Here is a 15,344-nt window from a genome sequence, read left to right as displayed (position 1 = left end):
CCTACCCCTTGCGCCAGGGCTGCCAGCGGATGGCGGCGAAGGCCACGACCGACAGGATGACGATGCCCTGGATCACCAGCACCAGGACCTGCGGCACCTGCGAGGTGATCTGCATCAGCTCGGCCCCCGACCGCAGCACGGCGAAAAGGCCGCCCGACAGGATCGCGCCCAGAGGGTTGTTGCCGGCCAGCAGCGCCACGGCGATGCCCTCGAAGCCGTAGCCGGGCGAGATGCTCTGATAGAGGCGACGGGTGACGCCGGCGACCTCGAAGGCGCCGGCAAGCCCCGCCATGCCGCCGCTGATGCACATGGCTGCCACCATGTTGCCGCGCGTCCTGATGCCGGCATAGGCGGCGGCGAAGGGGTTGATGCCCACCACCCGCATCGCATAGCCGGCGCTGGAGCGATACAGGAACACATACAGCGCCAGCGCGAGGACCAGCGCGACAAGGATGCCGACATGCAGGCGCGTGCCGGGGATCAGGTTCGGGATCCACGCCTCGCGGAACAGCCGCGCCGATTGCGGATAGGCGGCCTGGGCGTCCTTCATGGGCCCGGTCACCAGATAGCTGGTGGCAATAAGGGCGATGTAGTTCAGCATGATCGTCGTCACGATCTCGCTGGCCTGGAAGCGGACCTTCAGATAGCCCGCGATGCCGCCCCAGAAGGCGCCGCCCAACGCCCCGGCGAGCGTGATCAGGGGCACATAGAGCCAGGCGGTCAGGCCCTCGACGCTGACGCCCGCAAATGTCGCCGCGACTGCGCCCGCGTAGAACTGCCCTTCGGCTCCGATGTTCCACATCCGACAGCGGAACGCCACGCACAGCCCGGCGCCGATCAGGATCAGCGGCACCGCCTTCAGCAGCACCTCGGACACCGACCGCATGTCCTGGAAGACGCCGAAGACCATGCCGATCATCACGCTGATGCCGTCAAAGCCGTTCAGGCCCAGCAGGACGGTGCCGCAGAACAGCGCGACAGCGAGGGCTGCGGCGGGGCGCATCATCGCGAGCCCGGCAGACGCCGCCTTGCGGAGGATGCGCAGGGGCGGCGGGGTCGCGGCCCCGCCGCGCCCCTGCTGATCGATCTGTGTCATAAGCGTAAACCCCTGTTGCGGCCACCGCATCGCCCGCAGCGGGGGCCGCGGCGGCCGTCCCGTCAGTTCGACATGGTCCGGATATTGCCGGCCGCGATCTCGGCAGCGATCCGGGCGATTTCGGTGCGGATCTCCTCGGGCACCGAAGACGGGCCGTCGTCGCGGAAGGTGAACTGCATCACCTTTTCGTCCTTCAAGCCGAAGGCCACATTCGACTGCGGCGGGTTTCCGTCCATGATCGAACGCACGACCTCGACCACCCCCTGCGCATAGTCGGCCTTGTAGAGGCCGAGGATGTTGTCCGGGGCCACTTCGGTGAAGTCACTGAAGATGCTGAACGTGCCGACATTCTTTCCCGATTCGGCGATGCCCTGAAAGCCCCCGACAGTCGCGCCAGAGGCGTTCGGCTGCACGAAGTCGGCACCCTGTGCGATCATGCTCAGCGCGGCCTCCTTCGCGGCCGCTGTGTCGGTGAAATTGCCGATATAGGCTTCGCTGATCGGAAAATCAGGGTTGACGCTGCGCGCGCCGGCCTTGAAGCCCTCGAAGGCCTGCTGGATCGGCGGGATCTCCATGCCGCCGACCAGCCCGGCCTTCTGACCCATCTTCGCGGCGACGACGCCCATCAGGTAAAAGGGCTGGCTGGTGTCGGTATTCAGCCCGATCACGTTGCCTTCATGGATGTCGCTGGACGAGATGAGGAAATAGGTGTCGGGGTATTGCTCGGCCACCTCCAGCGCCGCGTCCTGGAACTCGAAGCCGTGGCCCAGGATCACCTGATAGCCCTGGCTGGCATAATCGTAGAACGCCTTGGCGAACGAGGCCGGGTTCTGTTGCAGCTCGACATAGCTGACCTCCGCGCCAAGCTGTTCCTCGACGCCCTTCAGCGCGTTGTAGCCAATGCGATTCCACCCCTCTTCGGACACGCTGCCCGGGACCAGCAGCCCCATCTTCAGCTGATCCGCCCAAGCTACGGCCCCACTGCCCAGCAGCCCCGCGATGGCCAGGGGCATGACCCCGATGCGCACGGCGCGCGCCCCTACACAAAGTCCCATCCTGCAACTCCTTCCATTGTGTCAGTTCTCGGTCATGGGGGCCGGATCGAGCCCGGCGTCGCTCAGGCGTCTGCCGCCGTGATTTCCGTCTCGGCCGGTTCGACGGACAGCCGCGATACCGGCCGGCCCCTCGACCAAACCTGCATGTCGTCCGCGCCGCCCGCGATCAGCGTGTCCACGGCCGCGCAGTCGGTGACGACCAGATCGGCCCAGGCGCCGGCCTTCAGGCCGTGATCCGGCCCCAGGCCCATCAGCCGCGCCGGGACCGAGGTTATCATCGCATGGGTCGCCGGAAGTTCGTTGGCCAGCAGATGCCCGGCCAGCAAGGTCCAGCGTGCAATCTCGGTCATGTCGCCGCTGCCGGTCGGCACGAAGGGGTCCTGGATGTTGTCCGACGCGGTGGCGATGGCCACGCCGCCCCGCATCATCTCGGCCACCCGGGTCAGTCCCCGCGGCGGCAGGATCGGGTGATCGCGGCCCTGCAGATACAGGTTGGCGGCCGGCAGGGTCACGGCCCCGACCTCCAGCCGGATCATCCGGTCCATGATGCGCCGGAAGTCCTCGCCGGGCATCGCACTGAGGGCCGACACGTGGCTGAAGACCGTGCGCCCCTGCATCCCGTAGCGTTCGACGCAGTCCAGCGCGGTATCGAAATGCGTCGCTGCCGGATTCAGGTGCTCGTCCAGGTGCAGATCGACCGCCTTGCCGGCGCGGGCGGCGGCGCCAAAAAGCGTGTCGATGTAGCGGGCGGGATCGTGGCTGACCGCCGGGGTCCCGCCGACGACATCGGCCAGCGCCACCGCCGCGTCGACATTGGCGTCGAGCCAGTCGAAGTCCTGTCCCGGATGGGCCATCATGAAGGCCACAAGTTGCAGCGTCATCCGGTCGCGCCAGTCCTCGCGCAGTTGCGCCAGCGCCTCGATACCGTTGAAGCCCGCGTCCTTGTCGACATTCACGTGGCTGCGGATCGCCGTGGTGCCCCGCGACAGGCAGCGCCGCATCGTCCGGCCAGCCCGCCGCGAAATGTCCGCGGGCCCCGATTGCCGCGCGTATCTGGCGAACGCCTCGCGCGCGCCCTGCAGCGTGCCCGACGGGTTCGGCGCGAACCGCAGCACGCTGGTCTTGTCGAGATGCTGGTGCATGTCAACGAAGCCGGGCGAGATCAGCCGGCCCTTCAGGTCGACCCGATCCGCAGCCGGTCCGCCCGACAGATCCGGCCCGATGTCGCGGATGCGGCCATCCGGACCGATCAGGATGGCCGCAGCTGCGACGTCGCCCTGATCGCGGATCACCCGGCCGCCCGTCAGCAGCGTTGCGCGCCCTTCGATCTTGCCATGCAGGCCCGCCTTCGTCCCGTCATGCAGCATCCCGATCCCTCCTCTGCGCCTCCGTCCTTGACGAGGATAGAAACGGAAGCTTTGTTTTCACAAATTCATTATTCGAAAGTATTCATAAGCATGGCTCATGAATGAAGCGCCGACCTGCGGCTGGGTCGCCGCTGGGCCGTGTCGCGCGCCTGTCCCTTCCCGGGGGGCGCAAATCGCAGTCCGCACCCCCCGGTCTCGTGCCATGACGTCCTCCTCGGGTCTTGGGGACCGACAGAGCGTTGCATGGTACGCGCTCTTGCAGCGTCGCGAGGATGGCCGTGCGCGATGTCGGTCTCGCGTTCGCCCAATTCTATCGGACCCCGAGCCTCAGCGGTCGCTGTCGGCTTCCGGATTCTGGGCCGACGACGCCCCCGGAACATGCGTGCCATGGGCCGGGCCATGGCGGGCCGACAGCAGATCCTGCCTCTGGGCCTCTGCTGTGGCGGGCCGCAGGAGGCTGTCTGACCCGCCATGAACCTGACCGGGTCCATGCGGTTTTCGGACCGGCTGAGGTGTCGAAGCGCCCGGCCGCACATGATCGCCAGTCGATGCCGGTTCCGAACCCGGTCCCGGACAGCGCGGCCGCCTCTCGCCCGCGCTTACGCCCTGATGAAATCGCGGACGAATGCCGTTGCAGGCCGGGCACGGATGTCGGCGGGTTTGCCGATCTGCTCGATTCGGCCCATCGACATGACGACGACCAGGTCGGCCAGTTCCACCCCCTCCTCCTGATCGTGGGTCACGAAGACGGTGGTCAGGCCGGTCTCGTCGTGGATGTTCCGCAGGCCCTGACACAGCTCCTTTCGGACTTTCGCGTCCAGCGCGCCGAAGGGCTCGTCCAGAAGCAGCATCCGCGGCTCGATCGCCAGCGCGCGGGCCAGGGCGACCCGCTGACGCTGGCCCCCCGACAGCTGGGTCGGGTAACGGGCGGCGATCTGGGGCAACTGGATCAGGTCGAGGAGCCTGAGGACACGGCGCTCGATCTCGGCCTTGGGCGGGCGGTTGGCGCGCGGGCGGGCGCGAAGACCATAGGCGATGTTCTCGAACACGGTCATGTGGCGGAACAGGGCATAGGATTGGAAGACAAATCCCGCGCGACGTTCCTGCACCAGCAGGCCGGTCGCATCCTGGCCGTTGAACATCACGCGCCCCGAGGTCCGAAGCTCGAGCCCCCCGAGAATGCGCAGCAACGTGGTCTTGCCCGAGCCGGATGGCCCCAGCAGCGCCACCAGCGCCCCCGAGGGGATGGACAGCGATACCGGATGCAGCGCGGTGGTGGTCCCGAAGTCCTTGGCGATCTCGTCGATCTGGATGTGCATGGGGTGTCCCTCTCTAATGGCGGCGGGTGGCCGACAGCGCGTCTGCATGGCGCAGTTCCAGCGCGGTCTTCAGCATCAGCGTCAGAAGTGCGAACCCCGTCAGCAACGCCGCCATCGAAAAGGCGGCGACCGACAGGTACTCGTTGTAGAACATCTCGATGGTGATCGGCATGGTCGCGGTCTGGCCGCGGATCTTGCCAGACACGACCGCGACCGCGCCGAATTCGCCCATCGCGCGGGCAGTGCACAGCAGCGTGCCGTAAAGCAGCGCCCACCGGATGTTGGGCAGCGTCACGGTGCGGAAGGTTCGCCATCCGGACGCCCCAAGGGTCAGCGCGGCCTCTTCCTCGGCGTGGCCCTGTTCGATCATGACGGGGATCAGTTCGCGCGCCACGAACGGGAATGTCACGAAGACGGTGGCCAGCACGATGCCGGGCACTGCAAAGACGATGGAGTAGCCGTTGCCCCCCAGCCAGCTGCCCAGGGCGGAATTGGCCCCGAACAGCAAGACGATGCACAGGCCCGCCACTACCGGGCTGATGCTGAAGGGCAGGTCGATCAGCGTGATCAGGAAGGCCTTGCCGCGAAAGTCGAACTTGGTGATGAACCAGGCCGCCGCGATCCCGAAGACCGCGTTCATCGGAACCGCGATGGCGGTGATCAGCAGCGTCAGCCGGATGGCCGACTGCGCATCCCGGCTGGCCAGGCTGGTGACGGCTGCGGCCCATCCGCCGACCAGTGCCTCGGCGAAGACGATGAGCAGAGGCGCGCCCACCAGCAGCCCCAGCCCGCCAACCGCGACCGCGATCAGAGTCAGCCGGGCGGCGGGCGGTTCCGCGGTGGCGGACCGGTAGCGCGCGGGCCTGCGGGCAGGGCCTGTCGGCAGCGTGACGTCAGACATGACCGATCCTCCGGCGTGACCAGATCTGGATGAGGTTGATCGTCAGCAGCATCGTGAAACTGATGGCCAGCATCGCGAGGCCAATGGCCCCGGCGGCGCCATAGTTGTATTCCTCCAGTTGGATGACGATCAGCAGGGGGGCGATTTCGGTGCGCAACGGGATGTTGCCGGCGATGAAGATCACCGACCCGTATTCGCCGACGGCACGAGCCAGCGACAGCGCGAAGCCGGTCAGGGCTGCGGGCATGAGCATCGGCGCGATCACGTGACGCAGGGCGTGCCAACGCGAGGCACCCAGGGTGGCGGAAGCCTCTTCGACCTCGGGCTCGATCTCATCGATCACCGGCTGGACGGTGCGGGTCACGAAGGGCAGGCCCACGAAGACGAGGGCCAGCCAGATGCCCCATGGCGTGTAGGCCACCTGCCAGCCGATCTGGCTGGTCAGGCCGCCCAGCACCCCGTTCGGGGCATAAAGCGCGGTCAGCGCGATTCCTGCGACGGCGGTGGGCAGCGCGAAGGGCAGGTCGACCGCCGCATCCAAGATGCGCCGTCCCGGAAAGCGATAGCGTACCAGCACCCAGGCCAGGATCACCCCGAACACCAGATTGAAGCAGGCAGCCAGAAAGGACAGCCGGAATGACAGCCACAGCGCCGCCCGGACCCGGTCGCGGTTGATCGTGGCCCAGATGCCGAAGGCGCCAAATTCGGCGCCCTGCCACAGAAGTGCGCCGATGGGCAGCGCAACAACCAGCGTCAGCATGGCGAAGGTGATCCCGGCCGAAAGGCCGAGACCGGGCATGGGGGTTCGCTGGATCAGGGGAGCGCGCATGGATCAGCGGGGGACATAGATCTGGTCAAAGATCCCGCCATCGCCGAAATGCTTCGGCTGCAGCTGCGCCCATCCGCCCAGATCGTCGATGCTGACCAGATCCAGTTCAGGGAAGCGTTCGACGTCCTCGGGGTCGGCGGCGCTGGCGTCCCATGCGCGATAATAGTGCTTGAAGGCCAGGGCCTGACCCTCCGGACTGTAGAGAAAGTCCAGATAGGCGCTGGCCAGCGCGCGCTGGCCCTCGTTGGCGATATTGCCCTCGACCAGGGCGACCGGCGGCTCGGCCAGGATCGACAGGCTGGGGGCGACGATGTCGAACTGATCCTCGCCGAGTTCGGCCAGCGCCAGATAGGCCTCGTTCTCCCAGGCCAGCAGCACGTCGCCGATGCCGCGCTGCGCAAAGGTTGTCGTTGCGCCGCGCGCGCCGGTGTCCAGGACCGGAACGTTGGCGAAAATCTGGCCGACGAACTCGGCCGGGTCACGATCATTTGCCTCGGCCCAGGCCCAGGCGGCCAGATAGTTCCAGCGCGCCCCACCCGATGTCTTGGGGTTGGGCGTGATGACCTCGACCCCGGCGGCGACCAGATCGCCCCAGTCCCTGATACCCTTGGGGTTGCCGTCGCGGACCAGGAACACGATGGTCGACGTGTAGGGGCTGGAATTGTGCGGCAGCAGGGTCTGCCAGTTCTCGGGCAACTTGCCGCTGCTGGCCGCGATCTGGTCGATGTCGGAGGCCAGCGCCAGCGTCACCACCTGCGCGTTCAGCCCGTCGATCACCGACCGCGCTTGCGCGCCCGACCCGCCATGGCTGGTCTCGATGGTCGGAGCATCATTGCCTTGGGCCTGCCAATGGGCGGCAAAGGCCTCATTGAACTCGCGATACAACTCGCGGGTGGGGTCGTAGCTGACATTCAGCAGGCTTTCCGCATGTGCGGCGGGGGCCAGCGTCAGCAGGGCAAGCGCGGTGGTACGAAGAAACATTGCGGGCCTCGTAGCGGTTCGATCAGGGAAAGCGGGCCTTCAGACGCCCATGGGCAGCATGTGGCCGACCGGAAAGCCGGTCAGCGTGCCGCGCCCGGTCGAGATGGTGACGCGCCCGTCGGCATGCTGGAGGATGCGAAGTCCCTGGGCGCTACTGTGAGAGCCGGTCTTGATGGTGGCGAACATGGCGGTCTCCTGTCGGGTGGGGTGTGGGCTGGGATGGTCAGTCGGTGGGGGGCAGCGGCTGGATGCGGGCATCCCAGATCCGGGTGTCGCGTCCGGCCAGCAATTCAAGGGCGGCCATGTCGGGGTCGCGGCTGAGCAGGACGAGCGCCGCGCCGTTTACCCGGTGCGGGCGGCCGGTTCGCCGGTCGATCAGGGTGATGGCGCAGAGTGGTGGGCGGGTCCGCGGAGAGATCGTGCCGCTGTGGTTGGGGCTCATCGGTCGTCCTTCCCTGATGCCGATGGAGGGTCTCAATAACTTAATATCGACAGGGAAAGTCGTGTTTAGCAAGAGAAATGAACCGGCTGATTTAGTCGCCCGAAGAGAAGATCATTCTCCTTGTCGCCATCGCCCCGGCAGGCACGGGTCCATCAGGGTCCGGCAGGCACAGGCGCGGCGCCGTCCGGGCCAGAGCTGCCGGGTCCTGCAAGATCAGGGATTCGTGGCCGTCAGACGTCTTGAGACACGGCCACGATCAGGTGCCGGTGACCTGGGACGCGACCGCCTTCGACCCGAGCATGTCAGCCAGGCTCAGCGATTCGATCAGGATCAGATACGACCAGAACACCTCCGAGAATACGCGCCGCAACCGGCAGCTGGCCTCGTCGGTGCAATCCTCGCAGCGCTGATAGGCACGGCGGGACAGGCAGGGCAAGGGCGCGATCGGCCCGTCGATCAGCCGCAACAACTCGGAGATCGACACGTCCTCGGGGCGCTTGATCAGGGTATACCCCCCCGAGCGCCCCCGGATCGAGGCCACAACGCCGGCATTGCGCACCTCCAGCAGGATCTGCTCGAGGAACCGCTTTGGGGTGCCGGACCGCCGGGCGATCACCTCTATGGTCAGTGCCTCGGGGCGGTCGCGGCGCGCCTCGTCACCCAAAACCAGCAAGGCCTTCAGCGCGTATTTCATCTTTTGCGTGATCATGGCCGTGCCCTCGGACTCGCTGGTGTTCGTCGGATATAAGGGGATTGAGACGCTGCGAAAAGAAAAGACGACCACGCGGCGGGGGTTTTGCCCGGCTTTGTTGTCCGCACGCAGTCGCGCGCCGTAATAACGATAATAACACTAGATTTTATGTAATATTGCGGCATGCTGGCCCCGAAAGGAATCGCCAGATGAGCCGGAATCCACCCCTGGACCTGATCGACCGCAAGATCGTCGCGGCGCTGATGGCTGACGCCACCACTCCGATCACGCAGATCGCAGACAGGGTCGGCCTGTCTCAGACCCCCTGCTGGAAGCGCATCCAGAAGCTGGAGGCCAACGGCGTTCTGACCGGCCGGGTGGCGCTGGCCGATCCGGCGATGTTGGGTTTCGGGCTGACGGTCTTCGTCGGGATCGAGGCGCCCGATCATGGCGCAGATTGGCGCATGGACTTTGCCCGGGCCATCGACATCCTTCCCGAGGTCATGGAGGCTTGGCGCATGGCCGGAGACATCGATTATCTCCTGCGGGTCGCGGTGCCCGACATGGCCGCCTATGACCGCTTCTACAAGGCGCTGACCGACGCCGTGGCGATCAAGAACCTCACCTCGCATTTCGCGATGGAACGGCTGCGCCACACGACCGCCTACCCTGTGAACACACGCGACCGGTAGTACTCGGTTCTCCTTCGGGCGCCCGCTTTGGAACCGCGATGCACGACAAGACTGTCGTGTTCTGGAGGATCGAAAGAGAGCGTGACGACCAGGAGCCCGATCGTCCCCGGCCTAGACGGCTCGCCTGCGCCCCGCCGGCAGGACTGGTGGGCGCGCACCGACCCGAATGCAATGCTGCTGGCCATCGCCGACACCGCCCGTCCGCTCCCCGCGGTGTGGAAGGCCGCTCTGGCTGTTCACATCATGGCGCACCCCGACACGATCCTGCTGGGCCATTCACCTGGCCGCGTCACCATCGCGCATCTGCTGGCCCGCCGGCCGTGGCTGCGGATGCGTGCCCCCCTGCCGGTCGCGCCGGCGGATCCGACGACAGCCGAGCGGACACCCCGCTTTGGCACGCTGCGCCGCCAGCGTGTCGACATGCGCGCCATCGTCGTGGCCAGCCGCAACGACCCGTGGATGCCTTTCGACCGGGCCCGTCAGGACGCGCAGATGTGGGGCGCGGGGTTGCATGACATCGTCCACGACGGGCACATCGCCGCCGCCTCGGGCTATGGCCGGCGGGCGGGGGCAAGGAACTGCGCGACTGCCTGCAGTCGCAAACCGCGCGCCGATCGGTCCTGCGCCGCCCGTTCGGTGCGGCTCCCAGGCCTTCCCTGCTGCCCGGCCAGAGGCCGGCCTGACCCTCAGACATCCCGAGTGGAGGTTCCCCGGTCCGATAATCAAGCCGAGACGCCTCTGCGCCGCGCGCACGCCTGCGACGATGACCGGAGCCTGTCGCCCGTGGTTCTCGTCGCAATCGCCGGCAATCTGATCCTCTGGGGCGCGGGGTTGGTCGGCGCGCGGTGATCCTCAGCCGCTCACCGAGTCCGCCATGAAGATCGATATCCTCGCCGGGGTGCCCGCGCCCCACGCGGCCCTGCGCGTTTCCGTGCCCGAGGGGCGGCACATGGCGGGCTGCGGCGTGGCCTGCTCCACCCGCGGTTTCGGCCATCTGCCGAACAGGCGGCTCGCCGACATGCGCGCCCTTCCCGGAGATCCCGACCATTTGCGGCGCTGGCTGGAGGCGCGCGGTGATCATGCGACCGGCGACTGCTTTGTCGGCCGCATGACTTGCGCGGCCTGCATGACCGACCGGCTGACACCCCTGTCCGCGGATGGCCGCCTGCGCTGTCTGTGCGCCACCGGCACGCGGCTGGCCACAACCCGCGGCGAGGTCGCCGAGCATCTCGGCGACGCCACGTCGTCCCCGCGCCCGTCGCGGTTCTGGCCAATGGCCCCGCTCTGCCCGAAGCCGACCCGGAAGGTATGGTCCATGGAGCCCGGGACGATTTGCCTCCGCCCCCGCCGGCCTGACGCGTGGTCATCATCGGCTCAGGCCCGTCGATTCTCGATCAACGCATCAGCCTCCTGTCGCCGGGTCATCGGGGCGAGATCGTGGCCATCTCGCGCCGCGCCCAGCTTCCGCGCGTCCACGCGCCTGCAGCACCGCTGCAGGTCAGTCGCGCCGAGGTCCCTCCGGGCGCACCGCTCAGCTCCATCCGGTAGTGGATGCGCTGGCTGCTTGCGCCGTGGCGGAGGCGGGCACCTGGCGCGACGCCCGGGACGGCATCCGGGCGCATCTTTCCGCCCTCTGCAGCGCCATGCCCCCAGCCGATCGCGCCCGCTTTCTGCGCCGCGCAGCCCCCGCGGGGGAGGCGCATCGTCACCGCCTGCCCCCCCAAAAAAAGCGCAGCCCGGATCGACATGGCCCCGAAGACAGGCCGAATGCGCCAGCAGGCCGGCAGCTGTGCCGGCGTCCCCCGCGACGGCGCAATCCTCAGTGCCCGTTTGCGCCTGCGCGGCACCGACCGGCTCTTGTCTCTGACCACATCGCGGATCATCGACGGTCGGGGCATTCGGCGCGACTGCGAGAGCCATGCCACGCCGCTGGTTGCCGACTCGATCTTCAGCGGGCGCGGGCGCATCGACCCCGCTGCGCCTTGGCCTCCGTAGCGCCCGACTGCGCAGTCATCGACGCGCAAGGTCGCCCAGACCCGCGCATCCGCGCCATGGCGCCCGCGTCCCCTGCCGCGTTCTGGGAGATCACCGCGATCCCCGATTCCCGGGACCGGGCGAAAAAGCTGACCCGCGAACCCGCCTGTCGCTTCGAAATGCCCCGATACGAAGGGTGAACGACCGATGCCGCGCGCCTGTCCCGGCATGCGGCGGATCAGTGGCGGAGGTTGCCCCGTCTCTTGTCCAGCCTGAGCAAGGCTCCGGGTCTGATTTGTCCCGGTTTCGGCATGTTGTGCGGCGGCGGCAGGCGCGGAACTTTGCGGAATGCCCAGCCTCGGGCCCGTTGCGGGGGGAAGGTCTGGGGGTCTGCGACAGGCGTCTGCCAGCCGCGCCGGGCGTAAGGCCGTTCGGTTCTGTCGTCCGTGCGCCACGCGCCGAGCGTGGCGCGGGGATGGCGCAGGGACGGGAACACGGTCCCGTTCGAAAGATCGTCCCGCAGGCGGCTGTTGAAGCTCTCGATATCATAAGTCAGGCAATTGAGATGACGAAAAAAAGCCAGTCCCCGAGGAGCCGGCCCGTGCGAAAGGCGGGAAGCGACCGCCGCGACGCCCGGTCACGGCGCGTGCGGCAGCGGTGACACACCCCGTCGCCCACGGGGCGTCGAGACCCGATTTTCTGTCGTCGCCGGGCTTGAAAGTTCACCGACCCGGCACAACGTGCCGAGCGCGGCCCGGGCCCCTCTGACGCGAATCCCCGCGTGATGTCGGACCGCATCGACAATGTCGGTGCCCGCCCGGATCTTCCCGCCATCCTTCCGGCCCGACCCGATCCATTCATGCGAGAGAGGTCGCGACCTTGGAAATCCTGTTTCTGCTCTTTCTCGGCAAGCCGCTCTGGATGTGGCTGCTGTTCATCATGGTCGTGCTTGCGCTTCTGGCGTTCGACCTGGGCGTCCTGCACAAGGACGACCACGAGATCGGCGTCGCCGAAAGCCTGCGAATGTCGGCCATGTACATCCTTCTGGGCCTGTCCTTTGCGGGCTTCATCTGGTGGCAGATGGACGCGACCGCCACGGCCCAGTACCTCACGGCCTTCGTGGTCGAAAAGACCCTCGCGATGGACAACATCTTCGTCATCGCGCTGATCTTCGGATTCTTCGCGATCCCGCGCGAATACCAGCACAGGGTGCTGTTCTGGGGCATCCTGGGGGTGATCCTCCTGCGCGGCATCATGATCGGGCTGGGTGCGACGATCGTGGACCGGTATCACTGGGTGCTCTACATCTTCGCGGTGTTCCTGATCCTCACCGGCATCAAGATGCTGTTCACGGCCGACAAGGAACACAAGATCGAGGAGAACGGCCTCGTCCGGTTCCTGAAGCGCCGGATGCATGTGACCGAGCGGATCCACGGCCACGCCTTCTTCGTGAGGCAGCCCAGTGCGGCGACGGGGCGGATCACGCGCCATGCCACGCCGCTGTTTCTCGCGCTGGTCATGATCGAGATCGCGGACCTCGTCTTCGCGGTCGACTCGGTGCCTGCGGTCTTCACCATCACCACCGACCCCTACATCGTCTACACCTCGAACATCTTCGCGATCCTCGGGCTGCGCGCGCTGTATTTCGCGCTTGCCGCGATCCTGCACCGCTTTGCCTATCTCAAATATGCGCTGTCGGTGCTGCTCGTGTTCATCGGCTCGAAGATATTCATCGCCGATGCAATGGGTTGGGAGAAATTCCCGCCGGCATGGTCGCTTGGCATCACCTTTGCCATCCTTGGCGCGGGCGTGGCGTTCTCGCTGTGGAAGACCGCAGGACCCCGTTCGCATGGCGGACAGCCGAGGGTGAAGACGACCCGCGCCCGGCCCTGAGGGCCGCCCGAACTGCGTGCCCCACGGTGTCGGCCAGCGGGCACAGCGCATGACGCAGGTGGCCGAGAGGCTTGTCGCTGCCATCCTGCAAGGTCGTCATGACGCCCGTGCCCGGCCGTCCCGGCACGAGACGGTGCCGCTCGGCCCGGCCACAAGCCGCGCCGCATCGGGGTCTTCAGGGCCCGGGCTGCGCTTGCAGCAAGCGGGCCTGACATGCTGATCTACAGGCACCTGCCACGACCCATGTCCGGCCCATGCGGCCTCGGCACCCGCTTCTGGGCAGTTTGCGATTTACTAGTATGGAAGAATGGTGTATTGACCGACCGGGAGGAGACTGGCGATGCGCAGCAATCCGCAGATCATCATGGCGGCATCGACCGCGCAGCAGGTCTATGACTGGCTGCGGATGCGCGTCCTGCGAGGCGAACTTGCGCCTGGCACCCGGGTCAGCGAATCCGAGGTCTCGACCCAGATCGGTGTCAGCCGGCAGCCCGTGCGCGAAGCCTTCATCAGGCTGGCGGCGAATGGCCTTGCCGAGGTCCGGCCTCAGCGCGGCACCTACATCGCCGCGATCTCGCTTTCGGCGGTGCTGTCGGCCCGGTTGATCCGCGAGGCGGTCGAAAGCGACCTGATCCGCATGGTCGCGGCTGCGCCCTCGGAGGCGCTGTGCACCACGCTGCGCCGCCAGCTGGATGCACAGCGCGAGGCCAGCGCCCGGCAGGATGTCGAAGCCTTTGACGAGCTGGACGACCTGTTCCACCGCGCGCTGGCCGTGGCCGCGGGGCAGGAACATGTCTGGACCGTCCTCGACGAGTTGAAATCGCAGATGAACCGCCTGCGCCATATCACCGTCAGGGTTTTTGACCAACAGAAGCTGATCGAGCAGCATCGCGCAATCGTCGAGGCGGTCTGCGCGGGCAACCCCGACGCCGCCGAACAGGCGATGCGGCGGCATCTGCGCGAATTGCTGAACGACCTGCCCGAGATCGCGCGCAGTCACCCCGAATTCTTCACGACATGACCCGTTTCATCAGGAGGAGAGAGATGATGAACCTGACCCGCCGCCACTTTGGCGTCCTTGCCGGTGCCGCCGTTCTGGCCACGCCCGCGCTGCGCGCCCGCGCCGCCGAGGTGACCCTGAAGCTGGGCCATCTGGCCAATGAACAGAACAGCTGGCACAAGGCCGCGCTGAAATTCGCCGAAGAGGTCGCGGCGCGCACCGATGGCCGTGTCGAGGTGCAGGTGTTCCCGAACGAATCCCTGGGCAAGGAAATCGACCTGATCAACGGCATGCAACTGGGCACCGCCGACATGACGATCACCGGCGAAAGCCTGCAGAACTGGGCGCCGATGGCCGCGCTGCTGGCCGTTCCCTATGCCTACCAGACGCTGGAGGGGATGGACGCGGTCGCCTCGGGCGAGATCGGCAAGCAGGTCGAGGCCGAGATCATCGCCAAGGCGCAGATCCGCCCGATCGCCTATTTCGCGCGCGGCCCGCGCAACCTGACCTCGAACCGCGAGATCGTCACGCCCGACGACCTGAACGGGCTGAAGCTGCGGGTGCCGAACGTGCCGCTGTTCGTCAAGACCTGGGAGGCGCTTGGCGCCGCGCCGACGCCGATGGCCTTCAGCGAGGTGTTCACCTCGCTGCAGAACGGCACCATCGACGCGCAGGAAAATCCGCTGGCGCTGATCGAGTCGGCGAATTTCAACGAGGTGCAGAAATTCGTCAACAAGACCGAGCATGTCCGGTCCTGGATCTACCTGACCATCTCGGAGATGAGCTGGGGCAAGCTGTCGGCCGAGGACCAGCAGGCGGTGATGGAGGCCGCCGCCGCCGCCCAGGCGCATGAGCGCGAGCTGTTCCTGGCCGATGAGGATCGGCTGGCAAAGGCGCTTGAAGACAAGGGCATGACCTTCGTGGACAGCGATGTGGCGGCCTTCGCGGCCAAGGCGCGCGATGCCGTGCTGGCCAATGTCAGCGCCGAGATCAGGCCGGTGGTCGAACAGCTGTTCGCCGCGCAGGGCTGATCGCCCGGATCTCCGGCCGTGCGCTGGCGCGGCCGGACCTGACCCCCGCATCGCCGGCTTCGTGCCGAGGAGG

18 protein-coding genes are annotated in these 15,344 nt (G+C 67.0%); 7 read left to right on the top strand and 11 right to left on the bottom strand.

What is annotated here, in order from left to right; genetic code table 11:
- Position 1: 1 nt before the first annotated feature.
- From Q5Y72_RS16640 to Q5Y72_RS16595, 10 genes are all read right to left on the bottom strand, one after another.
- Positions 2–1,096 (bottom strand): ABC transporter permease, encoded by a 1,095-nt coding sequence (locus Q5Y72_RS16640; RefSeq protein WP_305964550.1) that lies wholly within the window; start codon positions 1,094–1,096, stop codon positions 2–4.
- A 62-nt stretch (positions 1,097–1,158) separates the two neighbouring features.
- Positions 1,159–2,151: a BMP family protein gene (locus Q5Y72_RS16635; protein ID WP_305964549.1), complete on the bottom strand. Its 993-nt coding sequence runs from the start codon at positions 2,149–2,151 to the stop codon at positions 1,159–1,161.
- Positions 2,152–2,213: 62 nt separating this feature from the next.
- On the bottom strand, positions 2,214–3,518 hold the full coding sequence (locus Q5Y72_RS16630) for an amidohydrolase family protein (RefSeq protein WP_305964548.1): 1,305 nt from the start codon (positions 3,516–3,518) through the stop codon (positions 2,214–2,216).
- A gap of 599 nt (positions 3,519–4,117) precedes the next feature.
- Entirely contained in the window at positions 4,118–4,837 is a 720-nt protein-coding gene (locus tag Q5Y72_RS16625; RefSeq protein WP_305964547.1) for a sulfate/molybdate ABC transporter ATP-binding protein, read from the bottom strand.
- Positions 4,838–4,850: 13 nt separating this feature from the next.
- Entirely contained in the window at positions 4,851–5,738 is an 888-nt protein-coding gene (gene cysW, locus Q5Y72_RS16620) for a sulfate ABC transporter permease subunit CysW (protein ID WP_305964546.1), read from the bottom strand.
- On the bottom strand, positions 5,731–6,567 hold the full coding sequence (gene cysT, locus Q5Y72_RS16615; protein ID WP_305964545.1) for a sulfate ABC transporter permease subunit CysT: 837 nt from the start codon (positions 6,565–6,567) through the stop codon (positions 5,731–5,733). The genes cysW and cysT overlap by 8 nt, the downstream gene beginning before the upstream one ends.
- Positions 6,568–6,570: 3 nt before the next feature.
- Positions 6,571–7,548, bottom strand: a complete 978-nt coding sequence (locus tag Q5Y72_RS16610) for a sulfate ABC transporter substrate-binding protein (protein ID WP_305964544.1) — start codon at positions 7,546–7,548, stop codon at positions 6,571–6,573.
- A 39-nt stretch (positions 7,549–7,587) separates the two neighbouring features.
- The gene (locus tag Q5Y72_RS16605) at positions 7,588–7,734 is read right to left on the bottom strand and encodes a hypothetical protein (RefSeq protein ID WP_305964543.1); all 147 of its coding nucleotides are present in this window, start codon (positions 7,732–7,734) and stop codon (positions 7,588–7,590) included.
- Positions 7,735–7,771: 37 nt separating this feature from the next.
- Positions 7,772–7,990: a hypothetical protein gene (locus Q5Y72_RS16600; RefSeq protein WP_305964542.1), complete on the bottom strand. Its 219-nt coding sequence runs from the start codon at positions 7,988–7,990 to the stop codon at positions 7,772–7,774.
- Positions 7,991–8,246: 256 nt separating this feature from the next.
- Positions 8,247–8,699: an RrF2 family transcriptional regulator gene (locus Q5Y72_RS16595; RefSeq protein WP_305964541.1), complete on the bottom strand. Its 453-nt coding sequence runs from the start codon at positions 8,697–8,699 to the stop codon at positions 8,247–8,249.
- Positions 8,700–8,890: 191 nt separating this feature from the next.
- Here Q5Y72_RS16595 and Q5Y72_RS16590 point away from each other — a divergent pair, with 191 nt between their 5' ends.
- The 4 genes from Q5Y72_RS16590 (at position 8,891) to Q5Y72_RS16580 (ending at position 11,368) form a co-directional block, all read left to right on the top strand.
- Positions 8,891–9,373, top strand: coding sequence for an Lrp/AsnC family transcriptional regulator (locus Q5Y72_RS16590; protein ID WP_305964540.1), 483 nt, complete (start codon positions 8,891–8,893; stop codon positions 9,371–9,373).
- An 81-nt stretch (positions 9,374–9,454) separates the two neighbouring features.
- Positions 9,455–10,222, top strand: a complete 768-nt coding sequence (locus Q5Y72_RS16585; RefSeq protein WP_305964539.1) for an RBBP9/YdeN family alpha/beta hydrolase — start codon at positions 9,455–9,457, stop codon at positions 10,220–10,222.
- 25 nt (positions 10,223–10,247) lie between these two features.
- Positions 10,248–11,240, top strand: a complete 993-nt coding sequence (locus Q5Y72_RS19960; RefSeq protein WP_371930855.1) for an FAD/NAD(P)-binding protein — start codon at positions 10,248–10,250, stop codon at positions 11,238–11,240.
- The gene (locus tag Q5Y72_RS16580; protein ID WP_305964538.1) at positions 11,141–11,368 is read left to right on the top strand and encodes a hypothetical protein; all 228 of its coding nucleotides are present in this window, start codon (positions 11,141–11,143) and stop codon (positions 11,366–11,368) included. The genes Q5Y72_RS19960 and Q5Y72_RS16580 overlap by 100 nt, the downstream gene beginning before the upstream one ends.
- Before the next feature lie 217 nt (positions 11,369–11,585).
- Here Q5Y72_RS16580 and Q5Y72_RS19955 read toward each other — a convergent pair whose 3' ends face one another.
- Complete coding sequence (locus tag Q5Y72_RS19955; protein WP_371930856.1) at positions 11,586–11,891, bottom strand: integrase core domain-containing protein; 306 nt, start codon at positions 11,889–11,891, stop codon at positions 11,586–11,588.
- A 335-nt stretch (positions 11,892–12,226) separates the two neighbouring features.
- Between Q5Y72_RS19955 and Q5Y72_RS16575 the strand changes: the two genes are divergently transcribed.
- The 3 genes from Q5Y72_RS16575 (at position 12,227) to Q5Y72_RS16565 (ending at position 15,271) form a co-directional block, all read left to right on the top strand.
- Positions 12,227–13,240: a TerC family protein gene (locus Q5Y72_RS16575; protein ID WP_305964537.1), complete on the top strand. Its 1,014-nt coding sequence runs from the start codon at positions 12,227–12,229 to the stop codon at positions 13,238–13,240.
- A 340-nt stretch (positions 13,241–13,580) separates the two neighbouring features.
- Positions 13,581–14,261, top strand: a complete 681-nt coding sequence (locus Q5Y72_RS16570) for a GntR family transcriptional regulator (RefSeq protein ID WP_305964536.1) — start codon at positions 13,581–13,583, stop codon at positions 14,259–14,261.
- A 23-nt stretch (positions 14,262–14,284) separates the two neighbouring features.
- Complete coding sequence (locus Q5Y72_RS16565; protein WP_305964535.1) at positions 14,285–15,271, top strand: TRAP transporter substrate-binding protein; 987 nt, start codon at positions 14,285–14,287, stop codon at positions 15,269–15,271.
- Positions 15,272–15,344 lie beyond the last annotated feature (73 nt).

It is taken from the genome of Paracoccus spongiarum (assembly GCF_030732095.1).
GTDB lineage: Bacteria > Pseudomonadota > Alphaproteobacteria > Rhodobacterales > Rhodobacteraceae > Paracoccus > Paracoccus spongiarum.
Note: the sequence above shows the minus strand (reverse complement) of the source record. Positions and strands in the feature narration are given on the sequence as shown.

Bases quoted from the DNA above. Each gene is read 5' to 3' on its own strand.
- Q5Y72_RS16640 (WP_305964550.1), bottom strand. From the start codon at position 1,096: ATGACACAGATCGATCAGCAGGGGCGCGGCGGGGCCGCGACCCCGCCG.
- Q5Y72_RS16635 (WP_305964549.1), bottom strand. From the start codon at position 2,151: ATGGGACTTTGTGTAGGGGCGCGCGCCGTGCGCATCGGGGTCATGCCC.
- Q5Y72_RS16630 (WP_305964548.1), bottom strand. From the start codon at position 3,518: ATGCTGCATGACGGGACGAAGGCGGGCCTGCATGGCAAGATCGAAGGG.
- Q5Y72_RS16625 (WP_305964547.1), bottom strand. From the start codon at position 4,837: ATGCACATCCAGATCGACGAGATCGCCAAGGACTTCGGGACCACCACC.
- cysW (WP_305964546.1), bottom strand. From the start codon at position 5,738: ATGTCTGACGTCACGCTGCCGACAGGCCCTGCCCGCAGGCCCGCGCGC.
- cysT (WP_305964545.1), bottom strand. From the start codon at position 6,567: ATGCGCGCTCCCCTGATCCAGCGAACCCCCATGCCCGGTCTCGGCCTT.
- Q5Y72_RS16610 (WP_305964544.1), bottom strand. From the start codon at position 7,548: ATGTTTCTTCGTACCACCGCGCTTGCCCTGCTGACGCTGGCCCCCGCC.
- Q5Y72_RS16605 (WP_305964543.1), bottom strand. From the start codon at position 7,734: ATGTTCGCCACCATCAAGACCGGCTCTCACAGTAGCGCCCAGGGACTT.
- Q5Y72_RS16600 (WP_305964542.1), bottom strand. From the start codon at position 7,990: ATGAGCCCCAACCACAGCGGCACGATCTCTCCGCGGACCCGCCCACCA.
- Q5Y72_RS16595 (WP_305964541.1), bottom strand. From the start codon at position 8,699: ATGATCACGCAAAAGATGAAATACGCGCTGAAGGCCTTGCTGGTTTTG.
- Q5Y72_RS16590 (WP_305964540.1), top strand. From the start codon at position 8,891: ATGAGCCGGAATCCACCCCTGGACCTGATCGACCGCAAGATCGTCGCG.
- Q5Y72_RS19960 (WP_371930855.1), top strand. From the start codon at position 10,248: ATGAAGATCGATATCCTCGCCGGGGTGCCCGCGCCCCACGCGGCCCTG.
- Q5Y72_RS16580 (WP_305964538.1), top strand. From the start codon at position 11,141: ATGCGCCAGCAGGCCGGCAGCTGTGCCGGCGTCCCCCGCGACGGCGCA.
- Q5Y72_RS16570 (WP_305964536.1), top strand. From the start codon at position 13,581: ATGCGCAGCAATCCGCAGATCATCATGGCGGCATCGACCGCGCAGCAG.
- Q5Y72_RS16565 (WP_305964535.1), top strand. From the start codon at position 14,285: ATGATGAACCTGACCCGCCGCCACTTTGGCGTCCTTGCCGGTGCCGCC.